The organism is Arthrobacter sp. 'calajunan' (assembly GCF_046940185.1).
GTDB classification, from domain to species: Bacteria; Actinomycetota; Actinomycetes; order Actinomycetales; family Micrococcaceae; genus Glutamicibacter; species Glutamicibacter soli.
The window spans coordinates 70,631-83,056 of the sequence record NZ_JBKZDY010000003.1; the positions used below are offsets into that span (position 1 = coordinate 70,631).

General features: G+C 64.2%; 13 protein-coding genes. 10 read left to right on the forward strand and 3 right to left on the reverse strand.

Annotation, left to right across the window (positions count from 1 at the left end; translation table 11 throughout):
- Nucleotides 1-44: 44 nt before the first annotated feature.
- The 8 genes from RF641_RS05165 to RF641_RS05200 all read left to right on the forward strand — a co-directional run bounded on the left by RF641_RS05165 (nt 45) and on the right by RF641_RS05200 (nt 8,218).
- Nucleotides 45-650 (forward strand): TetR/AcrR family transcriptional regulator, encoded by a 606-nt coding sequence (locus RF641_RS05165; RefSeq protein WP_424572703.1) that lies wholly within the window; start codon nt 45-47, stop codon nt 648-650.
- A 49-nt stretch (nt 651-699) separates the two neighbouring features.
- Complete coding sequence (locus RF641_RS05170) at nt 700-1,512, forward strand: VOC family protein (protein ID WP_424572704.1); 813 nt, start codon at nt 700-702, stop codon at nt 1,510-1,512.
- A 45-nt stretch (nt 1,513-1,557) separates the two neighbouring features.
- Nucleotides 1,558-2,763: a thiolase family protein gene (locus RF641_RS05175; RefSeq protein ID WP_047120268.1), complete on the forward strand. Its 1,206-nt coding sequence runs from the start codon at nt 1,558-1,560 to the stop codon at nt 2,761-2,763.
- Nucleotides 2,764-2,780: 17 nt separating this feature from the next.
- Entirely contained in the window at nt 2,781-3,215 is a 435-nt protein-coding gene (locus tag RF641_RS05180) for a Zn-ribbon domain-containing OB-fold protein (RefSeq protein ID WP_047120267.1), read from the forward strand.
- Nucleotides 3,212-4,678, forward strand: a complete 1,467-nt coding sequence (locus tag RF641_RS05185; RefSeq protein ID WP_424572705.1) for an aldehyde dehydrogenase family protein — start codon at nt 3,212-3,214, stop codon at nt 4,676-4,678. The genes RF641_RS05180 and RF641_RS05185 overlap by 4 nt, the downstream gene beginning before the upstream one ends.
- 116 nt (nt 4,679-4,794) lie before the next feature.
- A complete protein-coding gene (locus tag RF641_RS05190; protein ID WP_424572706.1) occupies nt 4,795-6,282 on the forward strand; it encodes an MFS transporter in 1,488 nt (495 codons plus the stop codon).
- 826 nt (nt 6,283-7,108) lie between these two features.
- On the forward strand, nt 7,109-7,543 hold the full coding sequence (locus RF641_RS05195) for an Hsp20/alpha crystallin family protein (protein ID WP_424572707.1): 435 nt from the start codon (nt 7,109-7,111) through the stop codon (nt 7,541-7,543).
- A 387-nt stretch (nt 7,544-7,930) separates the two neighbouring features.
- Entirely contained in the window at nt 7,931-8,218 is a 288-nt protein-coding gene (locus tag RF641_RS05200) for a hypothetical protein (protein ID WP_047120262.1), read from the forward strand.
- 69 nt (nt 8,219-8,287) lie between these two features.
- On the opposite strand, the gene RF641_RS05205 is transcribed toward RF641_RS05200, so the two are convergent.
- From RF641_RS05205 to RF641_RS05215, 3 genes are read right to left on the reverse strand one after another with little or no spacing between them, the layout of a single operon-like run.
- Entirely contained in the window at nt 8,288-8,866 is a 579-nt protein-coding gene (locus tag RF641_RS05205) for a DUF3618 domain-containing protein (protein ID WP_424572708.1), read from the reverse strand.
- Nucleotides 8,863-9,318, reverse strand: coding sequence for a phage holin family protein (locus RF641_RS05210; RefSeq protein ID WP_424572709.1), 456 nt, complete (start codon nt 9,316-9,318; stop codon nt 8,863-8,865). The genes RF641_RS05205 and RF641_RS05210 overlap by 4 nt, the downstream gene beginning before the upstream one ends.
- 9 nt (nt 9,319-9,327) lie before the next feature.
- Nucleotides 9,328-10,095, reverse strand: a complete 768-nt coding sequence (locus RF641_RS05215) for a hypothetical protein (protein WP_424572710.1) — start codon at nt 10,093-10,095, stop codon at nt 9,328-9,330.
- Between the two features lie 483 nt (nt 10,096-10,578).
- On the opposite strand from RF641_RS05215, the gene RF641_RS05220 reads away from it, so the two are divergent.
- Together RF641_RS05220 and RF641_RS05225 are read left to right on the forward strand one after the other, a co-directional pair.
- Nucleotides 10,579-11,466 carry a MaoC/PaaZ C-terminal domain-containing protein gene (locus RF641_RS05220; RefSeq protein WP_424572711.1) on the forward strand — a complete coding sequence of 296 codons (888 nt, stop codon included), beginning with the start codon at nt 10,579-10,581 and terminating at the stop codon, nt 11,464-11,466.
- Nucleotides 11,467-11,616: 150 nt separating this feature from the next.
- On the forward strand, nt 11,617-12,222 hold the full coding sequence (locus RF641_RS05225; RefSeq protein ID WP_424572712.1) for a TetR/AcrR family transcriptional regulator: 606 nt from the start codon (nt 11,617-11,619) through the stop codon (nt 12,220-12,222).
- Nucleotides 12,223-12,426: the final 204 nt, after the last annotated feature.

The following is a 12,426-nucleotide window of genomic DNA, read 5'->3' on the forward strand; positions in this document are numbered from 1 at the left end:
GATACCGTGGGAATCCACGGCACACACCACTTACGAGGCACATCATGGCAGGAACCATTTCCACGGAGCAGGCAGAGCTTCCGGCCTACCAGGTCGTCAGGCGCCAGCGCATCATCGAAGCGGGCAAGGACCTGCTGCGGGTGCAGGACTACGACTCGATCCAGATCCGCGACGTGGCCTCCGAAGCGAACGTCGCGCTGGGCACGCTGTACCGGTACTTCAATTCCAAGGAACACCTGTACGCGAACGTGGTCTACGACTGGGCGTTGCCCTTCGCCCAGCGGACGGCGGCTCCGGATGCCGGGCTGAGCACCACGGAAGTGATCTCCCGCAGGCTGCGCAATGCCTTGAGCAGCTTCGAGAAGCACCCGTACTTCTACAAGGCGATCCTGCAGCTGCGCAGCAGCACCGCGGAGGACGTCGCCCCGGTCATGGCCCGGCTCGGCGAGGTGCTGGAAGCACCGATCCGCGAGGCAATGAGCGCTCTGGACGATGCGGAAGCCGCGGACATCACCGTGATGGTGTGGGCGCTGCTGCTGGACGTCGTCTCGCGGGTGATCCTGCAGGACAAGACCATGGAACAGGCCTACGGGGTGCTCGACCGCTTCGTGGCGCTGATCCAGCACCGTCTGGAGCAGGCCGAAGCCTAGGGGCCAGTCCTTTTCCTTCCCATTCCATCTCCCGTCTCGGGGGTGTCTCATGAGCGCCCACGAACTGGACCATGTGGCCTTCGCCGTGCCTTCCTGGCGCACTGCCGGGGATAGCGTGCACCGCGCGCTCGGCGCCCGCTGGGTCTCGGGATTCCACCAGGGCGCCTTCAGCCCCTGCCAGCTGGAACTGGCTGAAGCAATGCGCCTGGAACTGCTGCAGCCTCCCGCCGACGGCGGCGGATTCGTCGCCGAGCACCTGGCCCGCAGCCACGGCGCAGCCAACCCGCACCACATCACCTTCAAGGTGGCGGACATCCATGCCTCGATGACCCTCGCCCGCGCGGCCGGGGTGCGCACCATCCTTGAAAACCTGGACAACCAGTGGTGGAAGGAGCTGTTCCTCCACCCCAAGGACACCGGACTGGGGTTCCTGGTGCAGCTGGTGCAGACCGAACTGACACTTGACGGGCAGGACGAGTTTACCGCGCCCGGTGCGGTCGACTGCCCCTGGGACGAACAGCCCCGGGCGCAGAATCCGCCGCAGCGGCTGGACTTCATCGCCGGCCGCATCCGTTCCGCGGCCCAGGCCCGGCTGGTGCTGGGCACGGTGCTCGGCGCCCAGGTGATGAACCTGGAAGACGACCCGCAGACCCTCATGTTCTCCTGGCCGCTGGGCTCCAGCCTGGTGCTCCAGGTCGACGAGCAGGCCGAACCGGGACTGCAGGCCCTGTCCTTCACCGACCCCGCGCTGCCCGCACCGATCATGGACGCCGGCCAGCTGCAGGCGCTGCGCGAATCCGGGAGCAGGTTCGACGCCCTGGGCCTGGACATCCTCGCCGGCCAGCACGCGCCCGCCGCCTGACACACGAACTTCACCATCAAAGAATTAGCACTAAGGAGTCACCCCATGGGACTGAGAGGCGAAGCCGCCATCCTCGGCTACTGCGAACTTCCACCGCAGCGAAAGCTCACCCGCGAACCGTCGTTCAACCTGGAGCAGTGGGCCCGGCTGTCCAAGGCCGCGCTGGATGACGCCGGACTGTCCGCCACGGACGTCAACGGCGTGATCACCCCGCTGATCGGGGAGGCGGACATGTTCGTTCCATCCACCGTCACCGAATACCTGGGCATCGACGCGAACTTCGCGGAGATCGTCGACCTGGGCGGCGCGGGATCCGCGGCCGGCATCTGGCGCGCCGCGGCCGCCGTGGAGCTGGGCCTGTGCGACGCGGTGCTGGTGACCTTCCCCGGCACCCACCACTTCCCGATGGACGACCGCAAGCCGTTCGTGATGGACGACAAGATGCACTTCGGGGCTTCCTCCAACGCCTTCGGCTCCCCACAGGCCGAGTTCGAGATCCCCTACGGCAACCTGGGCCAGAACGGCCCCTACGGGCAGATCGCCAAGCGCTACGGCTACGAGTTCGGCTACGACGAGCGGGCCATGGCCAAGATCGCCGTGGACCAGCGCACCAACGCCTGCGCCACCCCGGAGGCGGTGTTCCACGGCCAGCCGATCACCGTGGCCGACGTGCTGAACTCGCCGATGATCGCCGACCCGCTGCACATGCTTGAAATCGTCATGCCCTGCCAGGGCGGCGCGGCAGTGGTGGTGGGCAACGCGGATCTGGCCCGCAAGTCCAAGAACCGCCCGGTGTGGATCACCGGCTTCGGTGAACGCGTGCCCTACAAGACCCCGACCTACGCCCGCGACCTGATGACCTCGCCGATGGTGCACGCCGCCGAGCAGGCGTTCTCCATGGCAGGCATCACCCGCTCCGAGGTGGACATGGTCTCCATCTACGACTGCTACTCCATCACCGTGCTGATGAGCCTGGAAGACGCGGGCTTCGCGGAAAAGGGCAAGGGCATGGACTTCGTGACCAACCACGATCTGACCTTCCGCGGGGACTTCCCGATGAACACCGCCGGCGGGCAGCTGTCCTTCGGCCAGGCCGGTGTGGCAGGCGGCATGCACCACGTCATCGACGGGGCGCGCCAGATCATGGGCCGCGCCAACGCCGCCCAGGTGGCCGACTGCAACCGCGCGTTCGTCAGCGGCAACGGCGGCATCATGAGCGAGCAGACCGCGCTGATCCTGCAGGGCGACTAGAAAGGGAAAACCAGAAAATGACCACCTACACCCCGGAAACCCTGTCCCGGCCGCTGCCGGTTCCGACCCCGTTGACCCGCCCGTTCTGGGACGCCCTTGCCGAGCGCAAGATCCGCATCCAGTACTCGCCGTCACTGGGGGAGTACATCTTCTACCCGCGCCCGCTGGCCCCGCGCACCCTGGCCGACGACCTTGAATGGCGCGAGATCTCCGGCGCCGGCACGCTGTACACCTACACTGTGGCCACCCGCCCGCCAGCCGCCCATTTCGCCTCGGCCGGGGAAATGATCCTGGCCATCGTCCAGTGGGACGAGGGACCGAAGTTCTCCACCGAAATCGTCAACGCCGACCCGGCGCAGCTGGAGATCGGCATGCGCGTCCGCCCGGTCTTCTGCGACCACCCCGAGGGAGACATCACCATGCTTCGCTACGAACCGGAGACCAACTCATGAGCGTCGAAACTGGCATCCAGCTGCCTGCCCCGTCCCTGCGCATCGGTGCGCAGGTGATCCTTCAGGGCGACACCACCCACGAGCACATCGACCCTGCCACCGGAAAGGTCAATGGCCTGGTGCCCATGGCCTCCACCGAACAGATCGACCAGGCCGTGCAGTCAGCCCACGCCGCCTTCCTGGAATGGCGCGCGCTGCCCGCCAGCCAGCGCTCGCGCAAGCTGATGAAGCTCGCCGAGCTCATGGAGGAGAACACCGAGCTGCTGGCCGCCGCAGGCATGGCGGACAACGGCGCCCCGCGCGTCACCGCGGGGAACATGGTCGGCGCCGCAGTGGAATGGACCCGCTACTACGCAGGCTGGGCGGACAAGCTGCCGCTGGGCCGCATCACCAGCAACGGCGGGGCCGGCGGATCCTTCGGCCACACGCTGCGCCAGCCCTACGGCGTCATCGGCGCCATCATCACCTGGAACGCGCCGCTGATGTCCCTGGCCATGAAGGTCCCGGCGGCCCTGGCCGCCGGCAACACCGTGGTCATCAAGCCCAGCGAGCTGACCCCGTTCACCCCGACCGTCTTCGCGGACCTGGCCCGCGAGGCGGGGATCCCGGACGGCGTGATCAACATCGTTCCCGGCGGCCCGCAGGCCGGCGCCGCACTGGTCGAGCACCGCCTGGTCAAGAAGATCACCTTCACCGGGGGACCGGCCACCGCGCAAATCATCGCCGCCTCCTGCGCCAAGACCTTCAAGCCGATGATCCTGGAACTGGGCGGCAAGTCCGCCAACCTGGTCTTCGAAGACGCCGACCTGGACAAGGCCGCCGGCCACGCGGCATTCTTCGCCTTCGGCATGATGAGCGGCCAGGCCTGCGCGCTGCCGACCCGCCTGCTGGTGCAGGAATCGGTGTACGAGCAGTTCATCGAAAAGGTCGCGCAGGCCGCGGCGCAGTTCCCCATCGGGGATCCGGCCGGCGAATACACCATGTGCGGACCGGTCATCAACCAGGCCGCGATCGACCGCATCGACTCGATGCTCGGCGACGCGCTGGAAGAAGGTGGACGCCTGGTCACCGGCGGGCAGCGCCTGGGCGGGGATCTGGCCGAGGGCTTCTACTACCCGCCGACCATCGTGGCCGACGTGGAGCCGGATGGATCGCTGGCGCAGAACGAGGTATTCGGCCCGGTGCTGGCGGTGATTCCGTTCCGCGATGAAGCGCATGCGCTGGACATCGCGAACGGCACGGATTACGGACTTTCGGGGTACATCTGGACCTCTGATCTGGGACGCGGGCTGCGGCTGGCCGAGTCGATGGAGACCGGCGAGATCGCAGTCAACGGCGCCTTCAATGCCACGGCCGAACGCCCCTTCGGCGGCATCGGCCACTCAGGCATCGGAAACGAAGGCGGACTTGAAGGTCTGGAAGAGTTCTTCTGGACCAAGTCGGTGGGTATCGCAACCCACTAAAACAGCTGCCCGCTCGGGCAAGAACATCACCGCATGGCCTTGCCCGGGCGTCCTGTCCGGAGGGTGCCTAGGTGACCCCTCAGAGCGCCGAAACGGCGCGGTAAGGCAGGACAAAGATGTCTCAGGCTAGACCCCCAAAGCTGAGTGCGACGCGTGCATCGGCTCCGGGATTCGTGGCGGTAGTCGCGGTCTTGGTGCTGACAGAGATTGTTTCAGCGTTCGAGCTTTCAATGATGTACGTAACCCTCCCGACGCTCATGGCGGACTTCCACGTGGATGCGAATGCCGTGGCCTGGGTGGTCACCATCTACCTTCTGGTGTCCGCGTCGGCGGCGCTGCTCGGCGGACGCTTCGGCGACCTGTACGGCAGGCGCCGGGTCATGGTGGTGGTGCTAGCCCTGGCCGCCATCGGCTCGCTGATCTCCCTGGTCGGCAGCAGCCTTGAAATGATCATCCTCGGCCGCGGCATCCAAGGTGCGGCCGGTGCCGTCATGGGTCTGGCATTCGGCCTGGCCCGCGAGCACCTCGACGAGAAGCGCCTGCCCGTGGGCGTCTCCATGATCGGCGCCTCCGCGCTGATCGCCGGCGCCGGCGGCGCCCTGATTGCCGGCCTGATGATCGACTCCTTCTCCTGGCATGGAATCTTCCTGTTCGCCGGCGTGCTGGCAGTGCTGGCGGTCATTGCCGTCCTCGTGGTGCTTCCGAAGGACAAGCCCCGCGAAACCACTTCCGGCCGGCTGGATATCGCCGGCGCGCTGCTGCTGCCGCTGGGTGCTTCCGGCATCCTGCTGGGCCTGTCCAACAGCGCCAAGGCCGGCTGGGCCTCGCTGGGCGGCGGCGGACTGCTGATCGCCGGTCTGGTGATCGTCGCCGTATGGGTCTGGTGGGAACTGCATTCCCAGCGCCCGATCGTTAACCTGAAGATGTTCAAGAACCGCCAGATCGCCCTGGTCATGACCGCCACCTTCTTGGCTGCGGTCGGGCCTATCGGCGGCATGTCGGTGCCGAGCCAGTACGTGCTGCAGTACCCGGTGGAAATGGGCTTCGGCCTGGGCTTCTCCGCCGCGGCCGCAGGCCTGTTCAGCGGCGGCACCGCGCTGCTTGGCTACTTCTTCTCCCCGCTGGGCGGCAAGCTCGCCCAGGTGTTCAACGCGCGCTTCGTGTTCATCACCGGCCTGCTGCTGATGCTCGCCGCTGTCGCAACAATCATGTTCACCCTGGGCAACATGCTGGTCTTCCTGGTGGCCATGTCGGTCAACGCGGTGGGCATCGCCCTGACCTTCGGCGCCCTGCCGAACGTGCTGATCGAGGCGGTTCCCGAGACGCATACCTCGGAGAGCGCCGGAACCAACACCATGGTCCGCAATATCGGCCAGTCCGTGGCCACCGCCGTGGGCGCCTACCTGCTGGCCCGCCACCAGGACCCGGTCACCACCGCGGTGGGGGAGCAGGGCGTCTTCGAGGCCTTCGGCTTCGTCGCGGTCTTCGGCCTCGCCGCCCTGGTGATCGCATTCATGCTCAGCCGCACCCCGAAGGTCTGGGTACCGCAGGATGCCGCCATGGTGACGCCGGTCAAGGCCGAACCGGCTGGCGACTTGATTTAGGGCAACACGCCAAAGGGTGCAGCACTCCCCGGAGCCCGCCGGGGGGGTGCTGCACCCTTTGGCGTGTGAACTGTCCCTGCGGACATCCTGCGCAAACTCCCCTCGAATCGGCGCTGGGCAAGAATCATTTCCAAGAAAAGCTGGCTCAGGTTCGCGTGCCCGCGCGGACAAGGTGCGGGATGCAGCAAGGAAGCATCCCGCCAGCGGCGTTGCCTTCTTGCGCATTTGGATTCCTGATGTCGTGCGATTACGCCATTGCCGGGAACCCACCAGTATCACGTCCCACGGCGGAACAGCTCAAGAATTATCCAGGGCATCTCAGTGCCCCCGCGCGGAGGCACCTGCAGGTTCTGGTCGGCAAAGGGCTCCTCCCGCCCAGCGGAAGGGTACGGGATGCGTAGGAGCCCAGGGCCGCTGGGACAAACCGGGGCTTCCCCTGAACCGGGTGCACCGATATCACGACGCCCGGTTGCCGAGGCCCGGTGGACAGCGGGGAACTATGCTCCAGGAACATCGACGCCTCGGAGCCGGTGGTGAAGCAGCTGCCTGCATTCCGTGAAGCTTGAACTCCAGTGCCGCTGCTTTGCCGGATGGCAACGGATGCGGCTTCTACTATTCACTGTGGGGTCATGCCGGGGCATCGGCAGCCGTCGAAGGCGAGGCCTGCGCCTGCCCAAGTTTCTCCGCATTTCCCGAAAAACACTCCCCGAGGCATCTTGCGTACCGCCACGAGGCCGTGTTATAAAATCTACATCGTCAGACATAGATCTGGCGGGATGTGAATTGCACCATCACCGTATGTCAGCTTCGAAAGGAATGAGTTTCGATGATGCAAACCGATGTTCTTCGTGATTTCGACCGCTTGGTCCAACGCGCTTTCAACACCCAGCTCAGCTCCGAGCCAGTCCACGCCATGCCGATGGAGGCGTGGCGGGACGAGGAGGGCTTCCACGCGGAGTTCGACCTCCCGGGCGTGGACGCCCAGCAAATCGAGATGGTTGTGGAAAAAAGCATTCTCACGATTCGTGCCGAACGCGCCAAGCCGGAAGGCCGTCAATATATCGCGGGCTCCGAGCGCCTTTGGGGCCAGTTCAGCCGAGAGCTGGTGCTTGGCGACCATCTCGATCCGGCATCCATCCAAGCTCGTTACGCAGACGGTGTCCTGCGCCTTGACATCGCGGTGGCTGAGGCCGCGAAGCCGCGTCGCATCAAGATTTCAACGGCGGCAAAGGGCGAGGCTCCCAAGGAACTAGCGAGTTGACCCTAGCCACAGCAATTGGGACGAGAGCCGAGGCGAGCGGCCATCGCAGTGCCGCTGGCCTGATTCATGAACCGCTGGTTGTCGATGGCGCGTTGTTCTCGGTAATGTGCGGGCTTGGATTGGCCGCTGAGGCATGTCGAGATCAGGCACTTTCCCCACACGGGTCCATTTCGCCGCGGTAAGCTTCGAGGCTCGGTATGCGCTGCCAAGAAGCACAAGGTGCTTCGCAGTTGCGCGAAACAGCGAAGCGGAGAGATATGCAGTGGCGGCCTTATTCACGATTTCCGCTGTCGTAGCGGGAAATTTCTGGTAGGGCCTAAGTAGTTGTTCGAAGTGTGTGCCTGGCAAAGCCGTCAGGCCCACCCCGGGATGCAAGGAAGGTCTGAAATGTCAGGGTCGTTATTGAACATCCACCTCGACGATGATCAAATCGCCGAGCTGAATGCTGCGCTTTGCGCTTATCGCGATCACTTTGTTGAGCTGATTGAGTCGAATGACGGGTACGAGGGATTCCGGGCTCGGGAGAATGATGCGTTCTGGCGCGGGAAAGTCGCATCGCTCCAAGATCTCATCGACCAGATCAATCGATCGTTATACGGGATCCAACCCCATGCGCCCAGCGTATCGGAGCAGACCCTGCCCGCTCAGCAGGGGACGCCGATGCTCCTGTCGTGACTCGCTCGCGTCGCGCACCAGGGCCGGCATCCTGTGAGGGATGCCGGCCCTGGCGCTAATCGGTTTTCGTCAGGCTTGGTCCTTGTAGTCCTGGACGCTGCTCTTGGCTTCTTGCTTCAGATGCTCGGATTCGCTCACGGCCTCCGCTTTCACCCGATCCACGGACTGCTGAGCGGTGTCCTTGAGGTCATCCACTACGGCCGACACCGGCTCTTTCATGTCTTCAGCCACCTGCTTGGCCGCATCGCTAAGCTCAGTCGTCAACGGCTCGGCCTTGTCCTTCAAGCGTTGAACCATCTCTTCCTCCTGGCGGCTTCCCGGAATAAGGGACGAGGCGAGCAGCCCCGCACCGAAAGCGATGAGCCCGGCGGCCAGGGGGTTGCCGCGGGTCTGCTCTGCGACCTTCTGCGGTGCTTCATGGACTGCGTCGCTGGCATCGTGCGCTGCTTGCTGGGTTCGTTCGCTCACGTCTTCACTCCGTCCCATGACTGTTTCCTTGACCCTGCTCACCGAATCCTTGATTCTGGCGGTTTGCCGGTGTGCGATGTGGCTGGGGCTGACCTTGTCGACAATCGCATCGACATCGTTGCGCAGCTCATCGCGGGTCTGCGCGATGTCTGCTCGAAGTTCATTTGAATCCTTGCTCATCGGGTTTCCTCTTTCGGATTGAAAGCTGACGGGATCTTCTTCACTGTTTGGGCGGTCTTCGGCATGCCCTTGACCGACTTGAGCTGCTTGCGCGCCACGACCGCGAGAATCGCGGCAATGACTGCCCAGATCACCGCGACGATCACCGCGGACCAGCCATGGCCAGTCCACTGGCCGATTCCTACCCATGCGGCTACGGAGAGGAAAAGCAGGACGAAATGCGCTGCGATCCCGGCTCCGGCGTACATCCCGGCCCCCTTGCCCGCATTGCTCGCGGACTCCTTCAGCTCTGTCTTGGCCAGCTCCACTTCCTGCCGGACCAGGACCGAAACGTTCTGCGTCAGGTCGCTGAAGAGGGTTCCCAGAGTGTTTGGTTCTTCCATCCGGGGGTTATGGGGGCGGGTATCGGGGTTCTCTGGATGAGGTTCGTAGTCTGGAGCAGAATGACTCATCGGTGCCTCCTACCGGTAGTCTTCAGGGCGCGGGTTCAGCCCTGGGTATTTCTGAAGTGGATTGTCGTTCAGCTCGTCCTCGGTCGTGCCGGTGCGAAGCGCCGATGGATCGGCCTGCCCCACCGGTGGCGGCGTGACACGGGGAGCGGTCTTCAGCGGTTCGGCGTGCGGTCGCTCGGAAGGATAGCTGGTGCCCGCCGGGGCATTGGCGGTTGCCTCTGGCGACTGCCGCTGACGTTCTTTCGAGGCGCTGGCGTTGCGCGTGATTCGACCCGCCAGCAAGCCAGCGCCCAGGGCGATGCCCAAGAACGCGCCGGGGCGTTTGCGGGCGAAATCCTTGACCTCGTCCACCAGATCGCCGGGTTCGCGTTGGTCCAACCAGTCCGCGACGCGGCCACTGTGATGGGACGCCTGATCCACCAGCGTAGCCGCGGTGCCGGTGGCCTGCGATTGGTCGAGCATTGAGCGGAACTCGTTGCTGATATCTCGAAGGTTCTCGGCAACCTTGCGTTGCTGCAGCGAAGTTTGCTCGCGCAAATCCGCGCCGAGCTCTTCAAAGAGGTGGGCAGCTTGTTCCTTGGCCTGGCCAGCGACCATGGTCGCTTCCTGCTTCGCGGTGTCCATGACTTCGGCTGCCGAATGCTGGCTCTCGGCGGCAAGGTCCTTGGTCGCCTCGCCGGCCTGGGCTAGCTTGGATTCGTCCTCCCCGCCGTGGGCAGCGCCGACGCGCGATGCAGAGTCGGTTTCCACGTGCTCAGGGAGGAACTGGTCATTCATTGGAGGAACTGGCGGAGCCGGGGCCACCCGTGGCTGGGGAGGGACTCCCGTCCCGTTGGCCGGCTCGGACAGATCGGGAGACGGGCTGGTGTTGGGAAAGTTCTCGTTGCTCATGTCACGCCTTTCTCTAGGGACGTACGTGAAGTCGGATGCGCATTCCGACGTTCGGTTGCCATGGATCTATACAGAGCGACCCTGTATGCCCTTGAGCTTAGAAGTGGGTCTTCGGGCAAGGAGGCATCTTCGAGAATCAAGAGGTTTCTCTCAGGTTCGAGGGGTGTTCATTGCCAGCAATGCCAAAAGCTGGCCTATGGCTCTGCTATGGGCAGGCAGCTTCCCGTTCTTGATCTGGGCAATCCCTGAGGCAAGGACCCAAAGCAGATTTTGCGCGGGGAAGCCCTAGACGAAAATTAGAATCTAGTTATAGTCTTGGTGGAGATAAGTGACTCGCATCATAAGATTGCGGGATGGAAGGGCAAGATCATGGCAATTTTTACTGAGAATATCGGCAAGGTCACCGTAGGAGAACCCGTCACTTGGGACAGCGATGCAGCCCTGCTCTATGCGCTGAGCATCGGTGCCGGGCGTCCGGACGCAACCGAAGGCATCGAATACACTACCGAGAATTCCTTTGGGGTCCGCCAAAAGGTCTTCCCGACCTTCCCTGTCGTCCTCGGCGGCAGTGGCGGTTCCATGGATCACCTCGGAGACTTCAAGCTGCACCAGATCCTGCACGGAGGCCAGTCGCTCGTACTGCACCGGCAACTCGCCCCGCAGGGTTCCCTCACCCCGCGCAGCTACATGAGCGCCGTCTACGACCAAGGCAAGAACGCAATCATCGAGCTGACCACCGATCTGGTGGACCCTGAAGACCAGCTGGTCGCCACGACAGTGATCTCCATGATCATCCGCGGCGAAACCGGCTATGGGCCGCGACCGGAAGGAGCTGGCGGTTGGACCGATCCGGCAACCGAACCTGACGCAGTCATCACGCAGGCGACCAGCGTCGACCAGGCGCTGCTGTACCGCCTGAACGGCGACCGCAACCCGCTGCACTCCGACCCCGTGATGGCCAGCAAGGTCGGCTTCCCTCGCCCGGTGCTGCATGGCCTGTGCACCTACGGCATGGCGGCCCTTGCGCTGGTGCGCAACTCGCGGCTGCTGGCCGAACGAGGCCTGGGCTCAATCAACGCCCGCTTCGCCGCTCCGGTCTTCCCGGGGCAAATGCTGGAAACCCGCATCTGGAACACCAGCGACGGCGCCCTGTTCCAGGTGCTCGCCGACGGGAAGATCGTGCTGGACCGCGGAGTCGCCACGGCCGCGGCAGTCGCGGAAGGTTCCGTTGAGCTCAAGGACGCTGCCGTGAAGTAGCCGGCAATTGATCGACCCATGCGCCGCACCGGGCTGCCGAATAGGCCAGCCGGGTGCGGCGAATTATTTTGCAGGCAAACGGCGACTCAGTGTCATTCCCGCGCACCGGATATGATCGGGTTTAGCGTCCACAGCTAAGGAATCAAGAACGTGAAGACTGAGCAACGCCCCATGAAGCCGTCCGGAGAGAAGCAGGGCAGCCGCGAAAAGATCCTCGATGTCGCCACCGATCTGTTTGTCGAGCACGGCTATGCAGGAACCCCGCTCAGCGCCATCGCCGCGCAACTGGATTTCACAAAGGCCGCGCTGTACTACCACTTCAAGAGCAAGGTCGATATCCTCTCCGGAATCCTCTCGCCCCTACTGGACACCATTGACGAGCTGCTGGAGCAGGCTCCCGAGCGTTTCCCCGACGCGCAGCAGCGCTGGGAATTCCTCTACACCTATTCGCAAGTCCTGCTCTCGCACTCGCGCGCGGTGGAAGTGCTGGCCATCAACAGCAGCAATACCTGGCTGCCGGATGAGATCAAGGAACGGATCGAGTACCACCGCCGCCGCACCATGGAATTGGCAATGCTCCCGGACATGAGCGACGAGGACCAGGTCAAGGCCATCCTGATCATGGACATGCTGCACCGGGAGATCGTTTTCACCGATGACCGCATGGTGGTTCCGGGGATGACGCCCGAACGCCGCCGCGAGATCGTCTATGCGTTCATCCACGAGGTGCTCGACGCGACCAGCTCCGCCCACTGACTCCATGCCAGGGCTGCGTTACGCGTCCGGGTTTCCGCTGGAATGAAACTGCCGAACCGCTGGCCGGCGCGCGGACTATGAGTCCAGGGCACCGCGCTTGATCGACCAGCGGGAACCAGCGGCAGGCGTTCGTCCGAGGAGCAATACGGACCACCTTCCGAAGGCTCGAATCGACGGGTTTATTACGAGGAGAGCCCCCGTCGA

What these genes read in the sequence shown, in the direction of transcription:
- RF641_RS05165 (WP_424572703.1), top strand. Translation starts at nt 45, where the DNA reads ATGGCAGGAACCATTTCCACGGAGCAGGCAGAGCTTCCGGCCTACCAG.
- RF641_RS05170 (WP_424572704.1), top strand. Translation starts at nt 700, where the DNA reads ATGAGCGCCCACGAACTGGACCATGTGGCCTTCGCCGTGCCTTCCTGG.
- RF641_RS05175 (WP_047120268.1), top strand. Translation starts at nt 1,558, where the DNA reads ATGGGACTGAGAGGCGAAGCCGCCATCCTCGGCTACTGCGAACTTCCA.
- RF641_RS05180 (WP_047120267.1), top strand. Translation starts at nt 2,781, where the DNA reads ATGACCACCTACACCCCGGAAACCCTGTCCCGGCCGCTGCCGGTTCCG.
- RF641_RS05185 (WP_424572705.1), top strand. Translation starts at nt 3,212, where the DNA reads ATGAGCGTCGAAACTGGCATCCAGCTGCCTGCCCCGTCCCTGCGCATC.
- RF641_RS05190 (WP_424572706.1), top strand. Translation starts at nt 4,795, where the DNA reads ATGTCTCAGGCTAGACCCCCAAAGCTGAGTGCGACGCGTGCATCGGCT.
- RF641_RS05195 (WP_424572707.1), top strand. Translation starts at nt 7,109, where the DNA reads ATGATGCAAACCGATGTTCTTCGTGATTTCGACCGCTTGGTCCAACGC.
- RF641_RS05200 (WP_047120262.1), top strand. Translation starts at nt 7,931, where the DNA reads ATGTCAGGGTCGTTATTGAACATCCACCTCGACGATGATCAAATCGCC.
- RF641_RS05205 (WP_424572708.1), bottom strand. Translation starts at nt 8,866, where the DNA reads ATGAGCAAGGATTCAAATGAACTTCGAGCAGACATCGCGCAGACCCGC.
- RF641_RS05210 (WP_424572709.1), bottom strand. Translation starts at nt 9,318, where the DNA reads ATGAGTCATTCTGCTCCAGACTACGAACCTCATCCAGAGAACCCCGAT.
- RF641_RS05215 (WP_424572710.1), bottom strand. Translation starts at nt 10,095, where the DNA reads ATGAATGACCAGTTCCTCCCTGAGCACGTGGAAACCGACTCTGCATCG.
- RF641_RS05220 (WP_424572711.1), top strand. Translation starts at nt 10,579, where the DNA reads ATGGCAATTTTTACTGAGAATATCGGCAAGGTCACCGTAGGAGAACCC.